General features: G+C 61.4%; 13 protein-coding genes. 9 read left to right on the top strand and 4 right to left on the bottom strand.

Annotated features, from left to right (window positions below; all coding sequences use genetic code 11):
- Nucleotides 1–59 precede the first annotated feature (59 nt).
- Together VSR72_RS23555 and VSR72_RS23550 are read left to right on the top strand one after the other, a co-directional pair.
- Nucleotides 60–1,430: an MFS transporter gene (locus tag VSR72_RS23555; RefSeq protein ID WP_342954747.1), complete on the top strand. Its 1,371-nt coding sequence runs from the start codon at nucleotides 60–62 to the stop codon at nucleotides 1,428–1,430.
- Between the two features lie 61 nt (nucleotides 1,431–1,491).
- Nucleotides 1,492–2,349 carry an MBL fold metallo-hydrolase gene (locus tag VSR72_RS23550; RefSeq protein WP_342954746.1) on the top strand — a complete coding sequence of 286 codons (858 nt, stop codon included), beginning with the start codon at nucleotides 1,492–1,494 and terminating at the stop codon, nucleotides 2,347–2,349.
- Nucleotides 2,350–2,662: 313 nt separating this feature from the next.
- Here the strand turns inward: VSR72_RS23550 and VSR72_RS23545 are convergent, their stop codons facing one another.
- Both VSR72_RS23545 and VSR72_RS23540 read right to left on the bottom strand, forming a co-directional pair.
- Nucleotides 2,663–2,956 carry a hypothetical protein gene (locus tag VSR72_RS23545; protein WP_342954745.1) on the bottom strand — a complete coding sequence of 98 codons (294 nt, stop codon included), beginning with the start codon at nucleotides 2,954–2,956 and terminating at the stop codon, nucleotides 2,663–2,665.
- Between the two features lie 417 nt (nucleotides 2,957–3,373).
- Nucleotides 3,374–4,243: a LysR substrate-binding domain-containing protein gene (locus VSR72_RS23540; protein WP_342954744.1), complete on the bottom strand. Its 870-nt coding sequence runs from the start codon at nucleotides 4,241–4,243 to the stop codon at nucleotides 3,374–3,376.
- Between the two features lie 216 nt (nucleotides 4,244–4,459).
- On the opposite strand from VSR72_RS23540, the gene VSR72_RS23535 reads away from it, so the two are divergent.
- The 7 genes from VSR72_RS23535 (at nucleotide 4,460) to metC (ending at nucleotide 11,302) form a co-directional block, all read left to right on the top strand.
- Nucleotides 4,460–5,284, top strand: a complete 825-nt coding sequence (locus VSR72_RS23535) for a transporter substrate-binding domain-containing protein (protein WP_342954743.1) — start codon at nucleotides 4,460–4,462, stop codon at nucleotides 5,282–5,284.
- 127 nt (nucleotides 5,285–5,411) lie between these two features.
- Entirely contained in the window at nucleotides 5,412–6,104 is a 693-nt protein-coding gene (locus tag VSR72_RS23530) for an amino acid ABC transporter permease (RefSeq protein ID WP_342954742.1), read from the top strand.
- Between the two features lie 3 nt (nucleotides 6,105–6,107).
- Entirely contained in the window at nucleotides 6,108–6,800 is a 693-nt protein-coding gene (locus VSR72_RS23525) for an amino acid ABC transporter permease (RefSeq protein ID WP_342954741.1), read from the top strand.
- A gap of 27 nt (nucleotides 6,801–6,827) precedes the next feature.
- Nucleotides 6,828–7,589, top strand: coding sequence for an amino acid ABC transporter ATP-binding protein (locus VSR72_RS23520; RefSeq protein ID WP_342954831.1), 762 nt, complete (start codon nucleotides 6,828–6,830; stop codon nucleotides 7,587–7,589).
- Nucleotides 7,590–7,654: 65 nt separating this feature from the next.
- Nucleotides 7,655–8,251: a hypothetical protein gene (locus VSR72_RS23515; protein ID WP_342954740.1), complete on the top strand. Its 597-nt coding sequence runs from the start codon at nucleotides 7,655–7,657 to the stop codon at nucleotides 8,249–8,251.
- A 149-nt stretch (nucleotides 8,252–8,400) separates the two neighbouring features.
- The gene (locus tag VSR72_RS23510; protein ID WP_342954739.1) at nucleotides 8,401–10,011 is read left to right on the top strand and encodes a rhodanese-like domain-containing protein; all 1,611 of its coding nucleotides are present in this window, start codon (nucleotides 8,401–8,403) and stop codon (nucleotides 10,009–10,011) included.
- A gap of 94 nt (nucleotides 10,012–10,105) precedes the next feature.
- Complete coding sequence (gene metC / locus VSR72_RS23505; RefSeq protein ID WP_342954738.1) at nucleotides 10,106–11,302, top strand: cystathionine beta-lyase; 1,197 nt, start codon at nucleotides 10,106–10,108, stop codon at nucleotides 11,300–11,302.
- 298 nt (nucleotides 11,303–11,600) lie between these two features.
- On the opposite strand, the gene VSR72_RS23500 is transcribed toward metC, so the two are convergent.
- Nucleotides 11,601–13,274 carry a sialidase family protein gene (locus VSR72_RS23500; protein WP_342954737.1) on the bottom strand — a complete coding sequence of 558 codons (1,674 nt, stop codon included), beginning with the start codon at nucleotides 13,272–13,274 and terminating at the stop codon, nucleotides 11,601–11,603.
- 601 nt (nucleotides 13,275–13,875) lie between these two features.
- On the bottom strand, nucleotides 13,876–15,081 hold the full coding sequence (locus tag VSR72_RS23495) for an EAL domain-containing protein (protein ID WP_342954736.1): 1,206 nt from the start codon (nucleotides 15,079–15,081) through the stop codon (nucleotides 13,876–13,878).
- Between the last annotated feature and the right edge of the window lie 283 nt (nucleotides 15,082–15,364).

Raw genomic sequence — 15,364 nt, 5'->3', positions numbered from 1 at the left:
ACCGGACAACAACAACGGTGCCTGCCCATTCCCCCGACTCATCATGCGGAGACAGATGTATGAGTGCTCACCCTCTTTCGACCCAGCAGGCCGGGCCAGCAGCACGGCCTGCCTCCGGCGACGTACGACCGGCCTACATCGTGGCGCTGTTTTTCATCTGCTTTGCGTTTTCGTATCTCGATCGGCAGATCGTCAGCATTCTCGTGCAGCCGATCAAGCAGTCGCTCACGCTTACCGATACGCAAATCGGCCTGCTACAGGGTCTTTCGTTCACGATGTGCTACGCAACGGCGGGCGTCTTCGTCGCGCGGCTTGTTGATCGAGCCAACCGCGTCAAACTGATTGCGGCTTGCATCGCAATCTGGGCGATCTCGACCATGGCATGCGGCTTCGCTTCGAACTTCCCGGAGTTGCTGGTTGCCCGTGCGGGTACCGCCATTGCCGAAGCAGCGTTGAGCCCGGCGGCCTTGTCGATCTTCAGCGACATCTTTGCGCCGCGCCGTGTGGCGCGCGCGAGCAGCATCTTCATGCTCGGGCCGTATGTGGGCGGCGGTGTTGCGCTGTTCGGCGGCGGCATGCTGCTGTCCGCAGCGCACGGTACCGGCGGCTCATGGCTTGCGGCACACGGCGTGGAACCGTGGCAGGCAGTGTTCATTGCGGTCGGTCTGCCTGGGCTTGCGCTGGCCGCGCTGGTGGCATTCACGATTCGTGAACCGGTGCGCCTCGAGGCGCTCGATCACGCAACACAGACCTCCGACGCCATGCCCTCCCTGCGCGACGTCCTGATCGAACTGTTCGTGCGCAATCGCTTCTGCCTGCCCTATTTCGCGGCTTACGTTGCATTGATCACGCTGTTCTACTCGCACGCCGCGTGGTTTCCGACCTTGCTGATGCGGCATTTCCATCTCGCACCGAAGATGGTTGGCCAGATGGCCGCTCCCGCCTACATGATCGGCGGGACGCTCGGTGTTGTGTGCGCCGGCATGCTCGCAACACGCGTCACTGACGAAAGCACGTTACGCAAGGTGCTGGGCTTTTCCGCCTGCGCGGTGGCGACACTGGTGCCGGCAGCGGTCGCGATGCCGCTCGTTGGCAACAGCACGCTCGCGATTGTGCTCTACGGCATTTGCGCATTCACCGCGAGCATTGCGATGGGTCTTGCACCCGTGCCGTTGCAGATCGCCGTGCCGAACCGCATGCGCGGCCGCTCGCTCGCGCTGCTCGTGTTCATGACCAATGCGATCAGCGGCGGCGTGGGACCTCTGGCAGTCGGCTATCTCAACGAACACCTCGGGCACGGAGGCGATAGCCTCGGCGTGGCGCTGGCCTTGACCGGCGGCTTGTCGGCACTGATCGGCGCGGTGCTCTATGCCGTGGCCATGCGGCGTGTGCCCGTTGCGCCGGTTTCGCGTACGCTGGCTGCACAATGAAACACTTCATGATTGAACATTAAGGAACAACGCCGTGAAAGACACTTCGATTACCTGGCGCGTGGGCGGGGCGACGATCACCCGGGTCGACGAGACGGCGTTCGCGTTGGCTCCCGAGGTTTTGTTCCCCGAATGGACCGCCGAAAGCGAACGCGAACTGGAAACACACTTCGCTACAGCCAGCCTCGATCTCACGAACCGACGCGTACCGTTGAAAACACACTTGTGGGTCGTCGAGATCAGCGGTCTGACCGCCGTCGTCGACACTGGGATCGGCAACGGGAAGACGCGGCCGTTCAGTGCACTGTTCGACAGGCTCGACAACCCTGTGCTCGAGCGTTTCCAGGCAGCCGGTTTCCGGCGCGAGCAAGTGGACTATGTGCTGCTGACGCATCTTCATGTCGATCACGTTGGATGGAACACGCATTGGGAAAATGATCGATGGACGCCTGTTTTCCCTAACGCCACGTACGTATTCAGCCAGCGCGAACACGACTATTTCGCGACGCCTGAAGGGGAGCCGCGGCGCATGGTATTCGAGGACAGCGTGCTGCCCGTCATCGAAGCGCAACAGGCTCGCGTGGTGCCGGACACGGGGGAGGACATCGTCGAAGGCATTCGCTTTCTGCCGACGCCGGGCCACAGCATCGGCCACATGGCGATCGAAATCCGCTCGCAAGGAGAGACGGCGCTGTTCTCCGGCGACGTCATGCATAGTCCGCTACAGGTCTATCGTCCTCAATGGAATTCGACTTTCTGCCTGGACCAGCCACAGGCGCGAGCCTCACGGCAATGGCTGCTCGATCACGCAGCGAAAACAGGTGCGATCGTCTTCCCCGCCCACTTCCCTGAGACTTCAGTTGGAACGGTGCGCAAAGTGCAGCATGGCTTCAATTGGCAATACCTGAACGGCGCGTGACGCATACGCGCGCAATCGTGCGCGATCCGGAAGCCTAGAACGACGGAGGCCATCAAGCGTGACCTCCTGCAATCCCTCCTGCCCGGCGTTGTGCGCATCGTCGTGGGCGCGCACGGGCGCTACGCCACAACCCCGCCCAACGCGCATCAGACAATTTACCTCGCAAACCACGCGAGCCGCGTCGACACGCTGGCCATTCTGGCGGCGCTACCGTCAGACCTCAGGCGAACGTGCGGCCTGCGGCCGCTCGGAACTATTGACGCGACGCCAGCCGTCCGAATGACGGCTCCGCTGCATGGGCAAGTGACAGCAGCTATTTCTTGAGTGGATGCGTCCCCCCCACTGCGGGAAAAAAAGCGTTCCACGCCGCTCGTACGCCTTGTGCGGCGGCAGCCTGCGCGTCCATGTGCTCGCTGTCGGCCGAGTCGCCCGGATCCGCGCTCAGACCACGCCAATGCGTGAACATAAGCACGGGCTGCTCCGTCCAATGCCCGTCGACAAACCGGGAGAATGCCGTATCTCCGGTCGTGAGCCTGACTTCGTACCAGCCCTCCCGGGCCGGCGCATAGTCGTCCAATGGGAACCATCCTGTGGTATCGATTTCCATTTGTGCCCCAGATTCGAAGCCATCACACAGGCAAGAGCGCACGCGGCGTACCTGTTTCCTCCCAGAGACACGCTGCATGCTGCGGCAGCGAATACCGTCATGGTAGGGTCCCGTGGACTGTGTAATCGCCGGCATGACGATAACCATGCTATCCGCGATGATGCCCCTCCTCTCGCGCAACGCTCATAATGTTGTCTCTGGTTGCCATGACTTCACGCGTCGCCAGATTCGCAGTGGCGAGCATTGCCACCCGGGCGCTGACCCGTAGCTTGCGTACGGGCTGTTGAAGACACATTTCGCCGACACGCGGGCGCTATGATTGCCCAGTTATAGCGCGAAGGGAACGGGAGTTCCTCGCAATCGGTCTCACCCGCTGAAGACGACGTCACCCGATCAGAAGACGAAAGCCAATGTGGGCTAGACGAACGCAGGTCCGAAGCGAGTGGCGATGCGCTCAGTCGACTCGAACAGCTCTCTCAGCACGGTGCTCGTGCAAGTTGGCTGCACATACAGGTAAAACGCGACCTCGGGCAAGCGCGGCAAACCGTCTCCCTCGGTCAGCACCCGCATATTCGCGTCGAGCAGTTCAGTGGTCCGCGCGGTGACCCCAAGGCCTGCACTGATCGCGGCCTTGATGCCCGTTAGCGTGCGGGAAATGAAGCTCGTCCTCCAGGGAATGCCGTGCGCGTCGAGTTGGGCAATGGAAAGCTTGCGAAAGAGGCTAAGCTCGTCGGCCATGACGAGGGGCACCGGCTCCCCCGGATTGAACGTGAAATCTTCCGCGCAGATCCATACCATCGGCGACGTGCGCAGCTTCACGCCCGGAAAGGCTTCGTCATAGCGGGTCGAAATCACAAGATCGAGTTCGCCCTCGCGCAACGCGTCCATCAGGAAGGGGCTGCGTCCAACGTTGATCTCCATCTGCAGTCCGGTCGAGAGTTTGGAGAGACGTCTCAGCATGTTCGGCAGGATCGAATCTGCCACGTCGTGCGGCGACCCGATGCGGACTTTCTCGCCCGCGCCCCTCGAATGCGCGAGCTGCACAGCCTCGTCATTGAGCGTGAGGATCCTTTGCGCATAGGCAAGCAGCCTCGATCCATCCGTCGTCATCGTTTTCTGGCGACCGCGCTTTGCGAACAACACACACCCCACTTCCTGTTCGAGCCGCTGCATCTGCTGCGTGATCGCGGACTGGGTACGCCCGACCTGTTCGGCCGCTGAGGCGAACGTTTCGCGCTGGGCAATGGCGACGAACGTGCGCAGTAGATCGATATCGAGGTTTCGCATTCCGGGGTCCAATAGTTCAATGACGCTAATGCTTTCCGGCAGAGAATTAAATTGTTAGCCAAAATTTTGACCGATAAGCTTGCTGTTACTCAAGCAGAATTTATGCAACCGGAAGCTTGCGAGCAGGCTGGCACGGGCTGGCCGCACTCGGGGCGGCATGGCCCGAAGCCGCGCCCGTCATCGCAGAGACTTCCCTTCTGGAGGAGACCCCGCTCAATGTGGCAACAACGACTCGCCGTCCTGACGATCACCATCCTGGCCAGCGTAAGCAGCGTGCATGCGGATGAGCTTGCCGACATCAAGGCTCGCGGCACGCTCGTGTGTGGCACGCAGAACGCCAGCGAACCATATGCCTTTCCGGATCCCTCCACGCGCCAGATCGTTGGTTTCGACGTCGACGTCTGCCGCGCGCTGGCGCTTGGTCTTGGCGTGAAGCTCGATCATCGAACGCTCTCGACGGATGCGCGCATTCCCGAGCTGAAGACGCATCGCGTCGACGTGCTTGCCGCCGCCATGGCCTGGTTGCCCGCCCGCGCCGCACAGGTCGACTACAGCGACCAGTACTACGTCGCCCCCATCCGTGTGCTAGTGCGCGCCGATTCATCGATCCAGAAGCTCGATCAGTTGAGTGGCAAGAAAATCGCCGCGTCCGAAGGGTCGAGTTCGGCAGCGGTGTCAGTCACGCGTCTGCCTGACTCTAACCTGCTGACGTTCCACGATATTCCGTCGGCCTTCCTCGCGCTCCAGCAAGGCAAGGTGGACGGACTGGTCGCCGGCCAGAACATCCTCGCGCGCTTTGCGAACGAAGCGGCGCAAAAGGGTGGCACGCAGTACCGCATGCTGGCAGCCCCCGTCTACGAAGAGCGCTGGGGTGTGGTGATGAACAAGAACGAGCCGGCGTTGATGGCCGAGGTCAACAAGGTCCTCCACGACTACGACAAGTCGAACGGGTTACAGCAGAGCTTCGACAAATGGCTCGGCGCGAAATCGCCATACAAGTTCACGCGCGACTACAAGGTTGAGCCGATCCGGACGCAGTAAGCGCGTGCGCTTCGCGCGAATTGCACAACGTCGTACGGAAGTCGCCAGGGCGGCGCCAGCTTGTGATGTCTTGCCATGCGCGCCGCACCGGTGATGCCCCTCACCGCTTCTAACGACCTGCCCCAGCATGTTCGACTTTTCCTTTCTGCTCGATGACGGCTATCTGCCGTTATTGCGTCACGGCGTGTTCACCACGTTGCAGCTCTTCTTCGTCTCGGGCTTGCTCGCGATCGGCGTGGCAGTCGTGCTCGCCACGCTGCGAGCGCTGCCGGTCAAGGCGTGCAAGGCCTTTGTGATCGCCGTCGTCGAATATCACCGCAACGTGCCGATGCTCGTACAGCTCCTCGTGTGGTATTTCGGCGTGCCGCAACTGCTGCCCGCTCCGATCTTTCACTGGGTCAATGCCGGGAACACCGAGTTCTTCTTCGCTACGATCGCGCTCGCACTCAACTACGGCGCATTCATGTCGGAGGACCTGCGCTCCGGCCTGCGTACGATTCCGTACACCCAGCACGAGGCGGCATGCTCGATCGGCCTCACGTACCTGCAGGCCTTCCGCTATGTGGTCCTGCCGCAGGGTATGCGCGTCGCGCTCCCGGGACTGCTGAACCAGGCGCTGCGGCTCTTCAAGGACAGCTCGCTCGCCATGGCGATCGGCGTGCATGAACTGCTCTACAACACTCGCCAGATCGACAACCTGACGTTTCGCACCTTCGACGTGTTCCTTGTCGCAACGGTCCTCTATCTGATCGGCACGCTCGCGCTCATGGCACTCGCGGATCACTTTGCAAAGCGTCGCACGGCGCCACTCGGGACCTGAGCCATGATCGACATCCTGCACAACTATCTCGCGCTCTTTCTCGTCGGCAACTGGCCGCACGGGCCGCTCGGCGGCGTGGCGATCACCCTCGTCATCGCGGCGCTGGGGCTGGTGGTGTCGTTCCCGATTGCGGTTGCGATCGGTCTCGCGCTCGTCTCGCCGTTGCGCGGATTGCGGCGCGCCGCCACGATCTGGACGCGTCTTATCCGTGGCATTCCGCTACTGATGCTGATTTTCTGGGCCTATTTCGCGGTACCGCTGCTGGTGGGCGCGGAAGTGTCGGCGGTCACGACGGCGGTGTGCGCGATCATCGTCTATGAAAGCGCGTTCCTCGCGCAGATCGTGCGCGCCGGGCTCGAAGGACTGCCGCGCGGCCAAATGGAAGCCGCGCGCTCGAACGGTCTCTCGTGGCTGCAAAGCATGCGCTATGTACAGTTACCGCAGGCGCTCGCCAACATGCTGCCGTCGATCGTCAACCAGTTCGTCTCGATCATCAAGGCGACCTCGCTCGCCTACGTGATCGGCGTGCCCGAACTCACTTACTCGGCGGCGCAGGTCAACACGATCACGCTGACGAGCCCGCTGCAAACTTTCCTCGTGCTCGCTGGTTTCTACTTCATTCTGTGCTTCGCCATCTCGCGCTTCGCGGGGCAGCTGGAGCGCCGCATCGCCCGCCAGCGCGCGGGCCTCGCCTAACTTCGCAGGAGAGAAGCGAACATGACCATGCTTGCCTTCGAAAATGTGCACAAGCACTACGGTCAGCACCATGTGCTAAGGGGCATCGACGCCGTGATCGAACGCGGCGAAGTCGTCGTCGTATGCGGGCCGTCCGGCTCCGGCAAGTCGACGCTGATCCGTACCGTCACGCGGCTCGAAGCCATCGAACAGGGACGCATCCTGTTTGAGGGCCGCGACATCAACGCGCGCGACGTGAAGCTCAACCGGCTGCGCGCCCGTATCGGCTTCGTGTTTCAGAGCTTCAACCTGTTCCAGAACTTGTCGGTTCGCCAGAACCTCATTCTCGGCCCGACGAAAGCGCTCGGCATGTCTCGCGACGAAGCCATCGCGCAGGCCGAAACGCTGCTCGCAAAGGTCGGGCTCGCGCACAAGATCGACGCGATGCCCGCCAATCTCTCAGGAGGCCAGCAGCAGCGCGTGGCGATTGCGCGCGCGCTCGCGATGAAGCCGCCGCTGATGCTGTTCGACGAGCCCACGAGCGCCCTCGACCCGGAGATGGTCCAGGAAGTGCTCCAGGTGATGCGAAGCCTGGCCGACGAAGGCCTGACGATGGTGATCGTCACCCACGAAATGAACTTCGCGCGTGAAGTCTCGAGCCGCGTGTGGTTCATGGACCAGGGCCAGTTGCTCGAAGACGCCCCGCCTGCCCGATTCTTCAACCATCCCGAGCATGAGCGGGCGCGACGCTTCCTGCATGACGTGCATCGTTCGTCGCCGCGCGAACTCGTCGCGCACGGCGACGCCTGATCCGCGCGAGCGCTCATCCCATTTACCTTATCCCCAGACAATTTCGACCCGGAGACCCGTTCATCATGTCCACGCCATCCCTGTCCGCACGACGCGAAGCCGCAGTGGCCGAAGCGATTGCCGCTATGAAGACCGAACTCGCGCCCGCTGGCGAGACCCGCCCGGCGCTGGCCGCCGTGCTCGATCAGGTCAAGTCGCTCGCCGCGCGCCGCGAGCTGTGGCAGGAAGCCGATTTTCCGCCCCCCACCGACGGTGAACTGCAGGCGCGCTACCTGATTCACGAAGATGCCGACCAGACCTACGCGCTCTATCTGAACGTCATGCGCCCCGGCAAAAAGATCACGCCGCACAACCATACGACGTGGGCCTGCATCGCGGCGGTCGACGGCGTCGAGCACAACTACGTCTATCGCCGCACCGACGACGGCACAACACCTGGCGTGGGCTCGGTCGAGGTTACGCAGACGGTCGTGGTCGAACCCGGCCACGGCATCGCGCTCGCCTCAGACGACATTCATGCCGTCGAAATCAAGGGCGAAACACCCATCCGCCATCTGCACATGTACGGCCGCGCGCTCGAAACGCTGACCGAGCGCATCACGTTCGATGTGCAGAACGGCACGTATCAGGTGATGGGCATCGGCGTGAAGACGCGCCGCTAACGCCCCTCCGGCTTTACACATTCTGCACGGCGCCCAGAGCGCGCCGTGTCCAGCGCAGGTCCGCGCGTGGCGCGCCGGACCGAGGCACCGTATTGCTCGCGCAATCGGTGTGGATGCGTTCAACCCTACGCAACGGTAACGCCTTCAACATGACCCCATTGCTCCCTTCGTTTATCGACGCCTCCACGCTCAAAGACTGGCTGCGTGACGGCGCCGAGATTGCGCTTCTCGACGTGCGCGAGCACGGCCAGTATGGCGAAGCGCATCTCTTTCACGCCGTGCCGCTACCCTACAGTCGACTCGAACTCGAGATCGGACGTCTCGTTCCGCGACGCGCGACGCGCGTCGTGCTCTACGACAGCGATGCGACCATCGCGCTCGATGCCGCAGCGCGCCTCTCCGAACTCGGCTATACGGACCTGCACGTGCTCAAGGACGGCGCCGAGGGATGGCAGCGTGCCGGCCATACGTTGTTCGCTGGCGTCAACGTGCCGTCGAAGACGTTCGGCGAGCTGGTCGAGCACGCGTATCAGACTCCGCACATCACGGCTCTCGAACTCGCCGCGAAGCGCGAACGCGGCGAACCGATCGTGATCCTCGATGGCCGCACGCTCGGCGAATATCACAAGATGACGATCCCCTCGTCGGTCTGCTGCCCCAATGGCGAACTCGGCTATCGCATCCGCGAGCTGGTGCCTGACGCAGACACGCCCATCGTCATCAATTGTGCGGGCCGCACGCGCAGCATCATAGGTGCGCAGACGCTGATCAACCTCGGCATATCCAACCCCGTGATGGCGCTCGCCAACGGCACGCAAGGCTGGTACCTCGAAGATCTGCCTCTCGAGCACGGCAGCACGCGCCGCTATCCGGACACGGTGGCGAAAGACACGCTCACGCCGATGATTGACGCCAGCCGCACGCTGGCCGACCGCTTCGCGGTGCCCGAAGTGGACGCTGCGACGTTTGCACAGTGGGCCGGGGATGCGACGCGCACGTTGTATCTGTGCGATGTGCGCACGCCCGAGGAGTTCGCCGCCGGTTCGTTGAGCGGTGCGCAGCACACGCCGGGCGGTCAGTTGATTCAGGCCACGGATCAGTACATCGGCGCGCGTCATGCACGCATCGTGCTGTTCGACAGCGACGGCGTGCGTGCGCCGATCGTCGCGAGCTGGCTCCGGCAGCTAGGGCATGACGCGTACGTGCTGCCCGACGCGTTCGCGAGCGGGGCGTCGCTGCCGGCGCTACCGTCTGCGGTACATACGTCTCTCGCGGAAATCGGCGCACCCGCGCTTGCTGACGCACTGGCGCAGGGCCGCACGAAAGTGATCGACTTGCGCCCAAGCCAGAGTTACCGTAAGGCGCACGTACCAGGGTCGCAGTGGGCAATCCGCCCGCGCCTGTCCGACCTGCCCGACCTGCCGGCAGGCCACGACATCGTGCTCGTCGCGGACGAGAGTGGCGTGGCCGCGCTGTTCGTCGCGGATTGGCGGCGACATCGGCCGCAGGACACGCACCGCTTCATGCTGCTCGCGGGCGGCTTCAGCGCGTGGACGTCGGCCGAGCAAGTCGTTAGCAGCACGCCCGATACGCCGCCTGACGAAGACTGTATCGATTACCTTTTCTTCGTTCACGATCGTCACGACGGCAACAAGGCTGCGGCGCGCCAGTATCTGGCGTGGGAAACCGGCCTGCTCGCCCAACTCGACGCCGACGAACGCAACACGTTTCGTCTGGGCGAACCCTCCGCGACGAAGTGAGCGCCTGGTGTGCGAGCGGCGCTTGCACACCAGGCAAACGAATACCAGCCAATTCCAGCCAATACCCGCCACCCGATTCCAGGTACTCACATTCATGCCCCGCGATTCGCACTCTCCGCGCCTTGCCACCCGTCTCGTCAAAGGCGGCACGTCCACGGTCGTCAACGGCGGCCGCGCGGTCAATCCGCCCGTCGTGCGTGCCTCGACGGCGCTGTTCGAGAGCATGGCCGACTTGAACGATGCGCGCCGCCGCCGCAGCAGCGAGCGCCTGTTCACCTACGGTGCACGCGGTAATCCGACCGGCTTCGCCCTCGAGGATGTTGTGTCCGGTCTCGAGGGAGGCTATCGCACGAGACTTTTTCCAACGGGTCTGGCTGCGATGACGATGGTGTTCCTCGCGTATCTTCACCCCGGCGACCACGTACTGATCTCTGATTGCGTCTATCAACCACTGCGTCACTTCGTCCGAACGTTCCTCGAGCCATGGGGGATCCACGTCACCTATTTCCGTGCTGACGGCACTGATGCCGCTAGCCGCATGACTCCCCGCACCAGGCTCATTTACGTCGAATGTCCGGGTTCGCTGGTTTATGAGCTATGCGATGTGCCAGCGCTTGCCGAGCTGGCACATCGACACGGCGCGCTGCTGGCCGCAGACAACACATGGGGGTCCGGCGTACAGTATCGACCGTTGATGCTGGGTGCGGACATTTCCATCATGGCGGCGACCAAATACCTGAGCGGTCATTCCGATGTGATGATGGGCACGGTAACCACAACCGAAGCCGCCTGGCAGCCCCTCTCGACAATGAGCGACGCGCAGGGCGTTGCCGTCAGCCCCGACGATGCCTACCTCGTGTTGCGCGGCACGCGCACATTAGGCGCCCGGCTGGCGATGCACGAAAAAAACGCGCTCGAGGTCGCACACTGGCTCGCAGCCCAACCCGCTATTTCCCGCGTGTTCTGCCCTGCACTACCGGAACACCCAGGCCACAAGCTGTGGCAGCGCGACTGTGTTGGGACCAACGGGCTGATCTCGTTCGAACTATCTGACGAGTCGCCTGAGACGGCTGCGCGCTTCGTCGACAGGCTATCGCTATTCGGAATCGGCGCGTCATGGGGCGGCTTCGAAAGCCTGGCAACGGTCGTGAATATCGCCGACACAAGGACCTGTGAGGACTGGCGAACCGCTGGGCCAATCGTGCGACTGCACGTCGGACTGGAACACCCGCAGGACCTCATCGACGATCTCGCGCAAAGCCTCAATGCGTTGACCAAAGACCGGGTGTAGCCAGCGGCACCCGGACGCTGCATTGCCAAACGACCTCAATCCCGGCCGACGCCAGTTCGGCCCGCGCGGCGGTCAGCGAACGCGCGAGGAAGCCAGCGGTTCGAAAGAGATGACGGCCCCATCGGCGGCACCAGATTCTCAATGAGAAGTCCAGTCGTGCAGCAAAGCCTCAGCATGAGGCACCGCCAACATGAGCGCAGAAATTCGCGCGTCCTCGCCCCCCATTCGCGAATGCCGGCAACCTGCTTGTCCTGGAAGACTGGGCGGCGACCTCTGCTTTAGTCGCCGCCGTTTGCGCTCACGGCAATGTGATCTTGCGGGTGAATTCGGCCGTCACGTTGGCACTCGTGGCGACGCCGAATAAGGGGTAAATAGTTTTGGGTCCGCTAGCGGCCAGACCCATGTAGTCGCCGAGGAAATGGCCACCCGCTACGGGTGCATTAAGGATGTTGAACGAGGCGTCAGTCAGTTTCCGTTCGTTACCCCAATTGGCGGAGTTCGTGCACGCAGCGGCGGTCGAGCAGAACACCGCGAAATAGTCGCTGCCCTCGAAGCCCACAGGCGTGTTCGTGTCGTTACGAAAGTCGTAGTAGGTCACCACGATCGTATTGCCATCGCCCGACGGCACTATCGCCGGAATGTAAGCCTGCTGACGGCAGGGGTTCGTACCGTTCGGCGGCGTCTTGTTGATCATCACGGGTGCCGACCAGGTCGCCCCGCCGTCATCCGACTCGCTGAAGACGATCCCGACGATCGGAATCGATCCGGTGGGTGTGGTGCAGGTCCCGGACGAAAAGCGGTCGTCCTGCCAGGCAAGATAGATAGCCCCCGAGACCGGGTTCACAGCGACACTGTAGAGAATGGCGGCATCGCGTATCGGCTGACCGCTGTCAGGTGTGACCACGCTACCGGCCGACTGAATATCATTGGTGAACGTCGGCCCCGACCAGTTCGCGCCTTTGTCCGTTGACTTGACATAGCCGATGCTCAGGCCCGTTGGCGTGACGTTGATCGCGGTGAAGAAGTCGAGCAGGGTTCCATCAGGCAACACGCGCACCATGTTGTCGATTGTCTGCGCGTTCGTGCCCGGCTGGTAGATCGGTGCGGCTGTGCTCCATGTCACGCCATTGTCGGTGGACCGTGAGAAGAAGCTCGGGCCGGTGAAACTAAATTTGGAGGTGGGGGCACCACCCGCGCACGGCGGCGTCTTACATATCGGCGCCAGGCCCGCTAATTGGCGCGCGATTTGAACACCATCGTTTAGCGCGAGCAGTTGGGCGCCTTCCTTCGTTGGCGGGAACACGCTCAACTGATCCCAGACCGCATAGACGTATTTGTTCGCGGTCGGATCCGCAGTAAGCGAGTTCTTGTCATTGAGCGCGTGCGGCGAGTTGGTGCGGATCAGCGTAACGGGAGGCTGCCACGTCGCGCCGTGGTCAGCGGAGCGGCTGACCAGCATCCCGCTATTTCGGGCTCCGAAAGGAGTCGTCGGCTGCGCGGGGTCCAGTACCAGAGAGAAGAAGAAGGCCGTTCCGTCTTGCGCAAAATCTACCCAGGGATCGGAAGCTCGCCGGAATTTGCCTCCAGTGCACGCAGTCACGCCAGACGGAATCGAATTGGACCAGGTGCTGCCCGCATCGCTGGAGACGACGCCGACAAGCCCGCGTGATCCGCCGTCGATCCAGCGATCCTGCTGGTGGCCGACGAGTAAGCGAGACGGGTCGGTCGGATCGACCGCAATCCATGGCTCGATCGAGGTCGCAGGATACAGGACGCTGCCGAATGCCGACTGCTGCGCGTTCACATTGTCTGCCGTGCATCCGCCAAACGGGTCGCCTGCAGCTACCTGTACTAGCGAACCCAGCGTTTGCGCATGTGCGCCTGGGCCGATCGAGCACGCCAACGCAATGACGCAACCGCCTGCCATGCGATTAAAGGTAGACCGGGATAAGCGCCTGATATTGATTTTCATTCTGAGCCTCGCGAAAAGGGAAAACGCCTGTGCATTGCCCACCGCAAAACCAACGCTTGCCACCGTCCACCAGGACATGCAGCAATGCATCTACCAAAACACACTAGGTCGCGATAGCCGAATTTGTGTGAAAAATTCATTACGGACTCCGGCTCATCACATGGCGCCCCCGCTTCGATTGGCTTGGTACGAGGATTGCAGAACAACCGTCAAAACATGTATGCGCTTGCAGAAGCATGCCGCTTGATATTCACAGTGCATAACTGCATCGATATTTTATTCGGAATGCTTATTTAATATTGAATCGAAGCGCTCCGCATTGAATAGTTAATTTCGACTTTGGCCGGGTTGTAGATGATTGTGACTTCGATTACAGCTCCGATCTCCACGACCTCGACACATGACCCGCTAGCGACATTTAATCTTGACGGATGAGTGAACACTGAAATCGAAAGCGGTTCCTCGCATCGAGGTCTTTCTATTGTCGGAATCTATTTGAGCCAGTCGCCCCTCTTTAAGGCAACCTGTCAAGCCGGCGGCTGACGTTCGACGGGTTTGGATGACACGTGTGGCCGATATGGGTGCGCAGAGATTGGCATTCTCAGGCTTGCCAGAACATCGGAATCAGTCGTGCGTTGACTTCCGCGCCAAAGACCTCGTATTCGGGCCGCACATCCAACGCTTCACCTCGCTCCAGTTTTTCGGAGATAAAAAGAAGCGTTCCTAGAGGCCCACTGTGATATGTAATACCCTGTCGAATATCGTCGCTGAGTGGTAGTGAGGATACCAACATATCCAGTGGAAGGCCGTTCGGTATGTGCGCGAGCGATAGCATTCCAGTTAGATAGGCTGCCTGGCAAAATTCCGTGTCCATGCCGAGCGCCTTTCCCACCCGTTCCATGAATGTGGCCCGCCGCTGAACCAGTTGCAAGAGGGGATCGATCTTTTCAGGACCGGCGCTGCCATTTCCATACAGCAGGATGCAGCACCAGCGCACAAGCTGTTGGGTTCCTACGCGCGAAACAGCCTGACCGATCGACGTTATCGGCTGGATGGAAGAGCGACTGTATCCGCTGCTATTGGCAAGACGTAGTATCTGCACGACCAGCGACGGTGTCGATTTCAAACTGCTTTCGAGTTGGCCCGTAGTAGCGTCGTTGATCAGCAAATTGAGCACTTGAAATACCGCCGCGAACGCTGGAGGCATTTTTTTTGCAGCGATCAGTTGCGGTCGGGCGAAGAAATATCCCTGAAACAAGTCGCATCCGAGCTTCAGTGCGGCTTCGTGCTCGGTTCGCTCTTCGATTTTTTCCGCGAGCACCAGTTTCTTTTGCTGTTTGAAGTACGAGACAAGATCGGCGAGTTCTCCCTGACGAAGGAAGGGCCAGTCGAGCTTCACCATGTCGACATGAGGCAAGAAGCCGATCAGGGCCGGCGTGATCGAACGAACGTCGTCAAGTGCGATCCGAAATCCGGTCCGCCTGAGTTCGGCGCATCGCATTCCCAGCTCGGGGGTCAATTCTGTATCTTCGAGGACTTCGAGGATGAATCGCTCCGGTGGAAGCATCGCTAGAAAGTCAGAGTGCAAGAAATCGCCCGTGCAATTGATCGCACCATCGGTATCTGCCAGGACTGTGTCAACTCCCAGGTCACCCAAAGTGCGCTCGATGACCGCCGCCGTACGTGCAAATCCGTCGACGACATTGGAATTGCAGGGTGTCGAGTCCCGAAACAGGAGTTCCTGAGCAACTACAGCGCCGGATCGGTCAACAATTGGTTGGCGTGCCAAAAATACGGAGTCTGTCATCTCAAACGCTTTGCAACGTATGCAATGCGGCTCTCAATATGATTATTTATAGTGTCGCGCGTACCGGCCGCTGAATCTTGCGCCACCTTGGCATTTTTGTTGGGCCGTCTAATCAACTTGCGTGACCGCGACGTTGACCTGGTCAAGGTGAACGCATCCGGATGTCGCGCGATACTGTGCGCTGACTCCATGAGCGCGCCCCTGCCGGCGCGGGTCTTCCTCGCCCCGGTCGGCATACGTATTAACGGAAGCGTTAGGCGGTGGCTTTAGGGTGCGCGAACGT

This window comes from Paraburkholderia sp. JHI869, assembly GCF_038900775.1.
Lineage (GTDB): Bacteria > Pseudomonadota > Gammaproteobacteria > Burkholderiales > Burkholderiaceae > Paraburkholderia.
The sequence above is the reverse complement of the archived record's forward strand: the minus strand, read 5'-3'. Positions and strand labels throughout refer to the sequence as shown.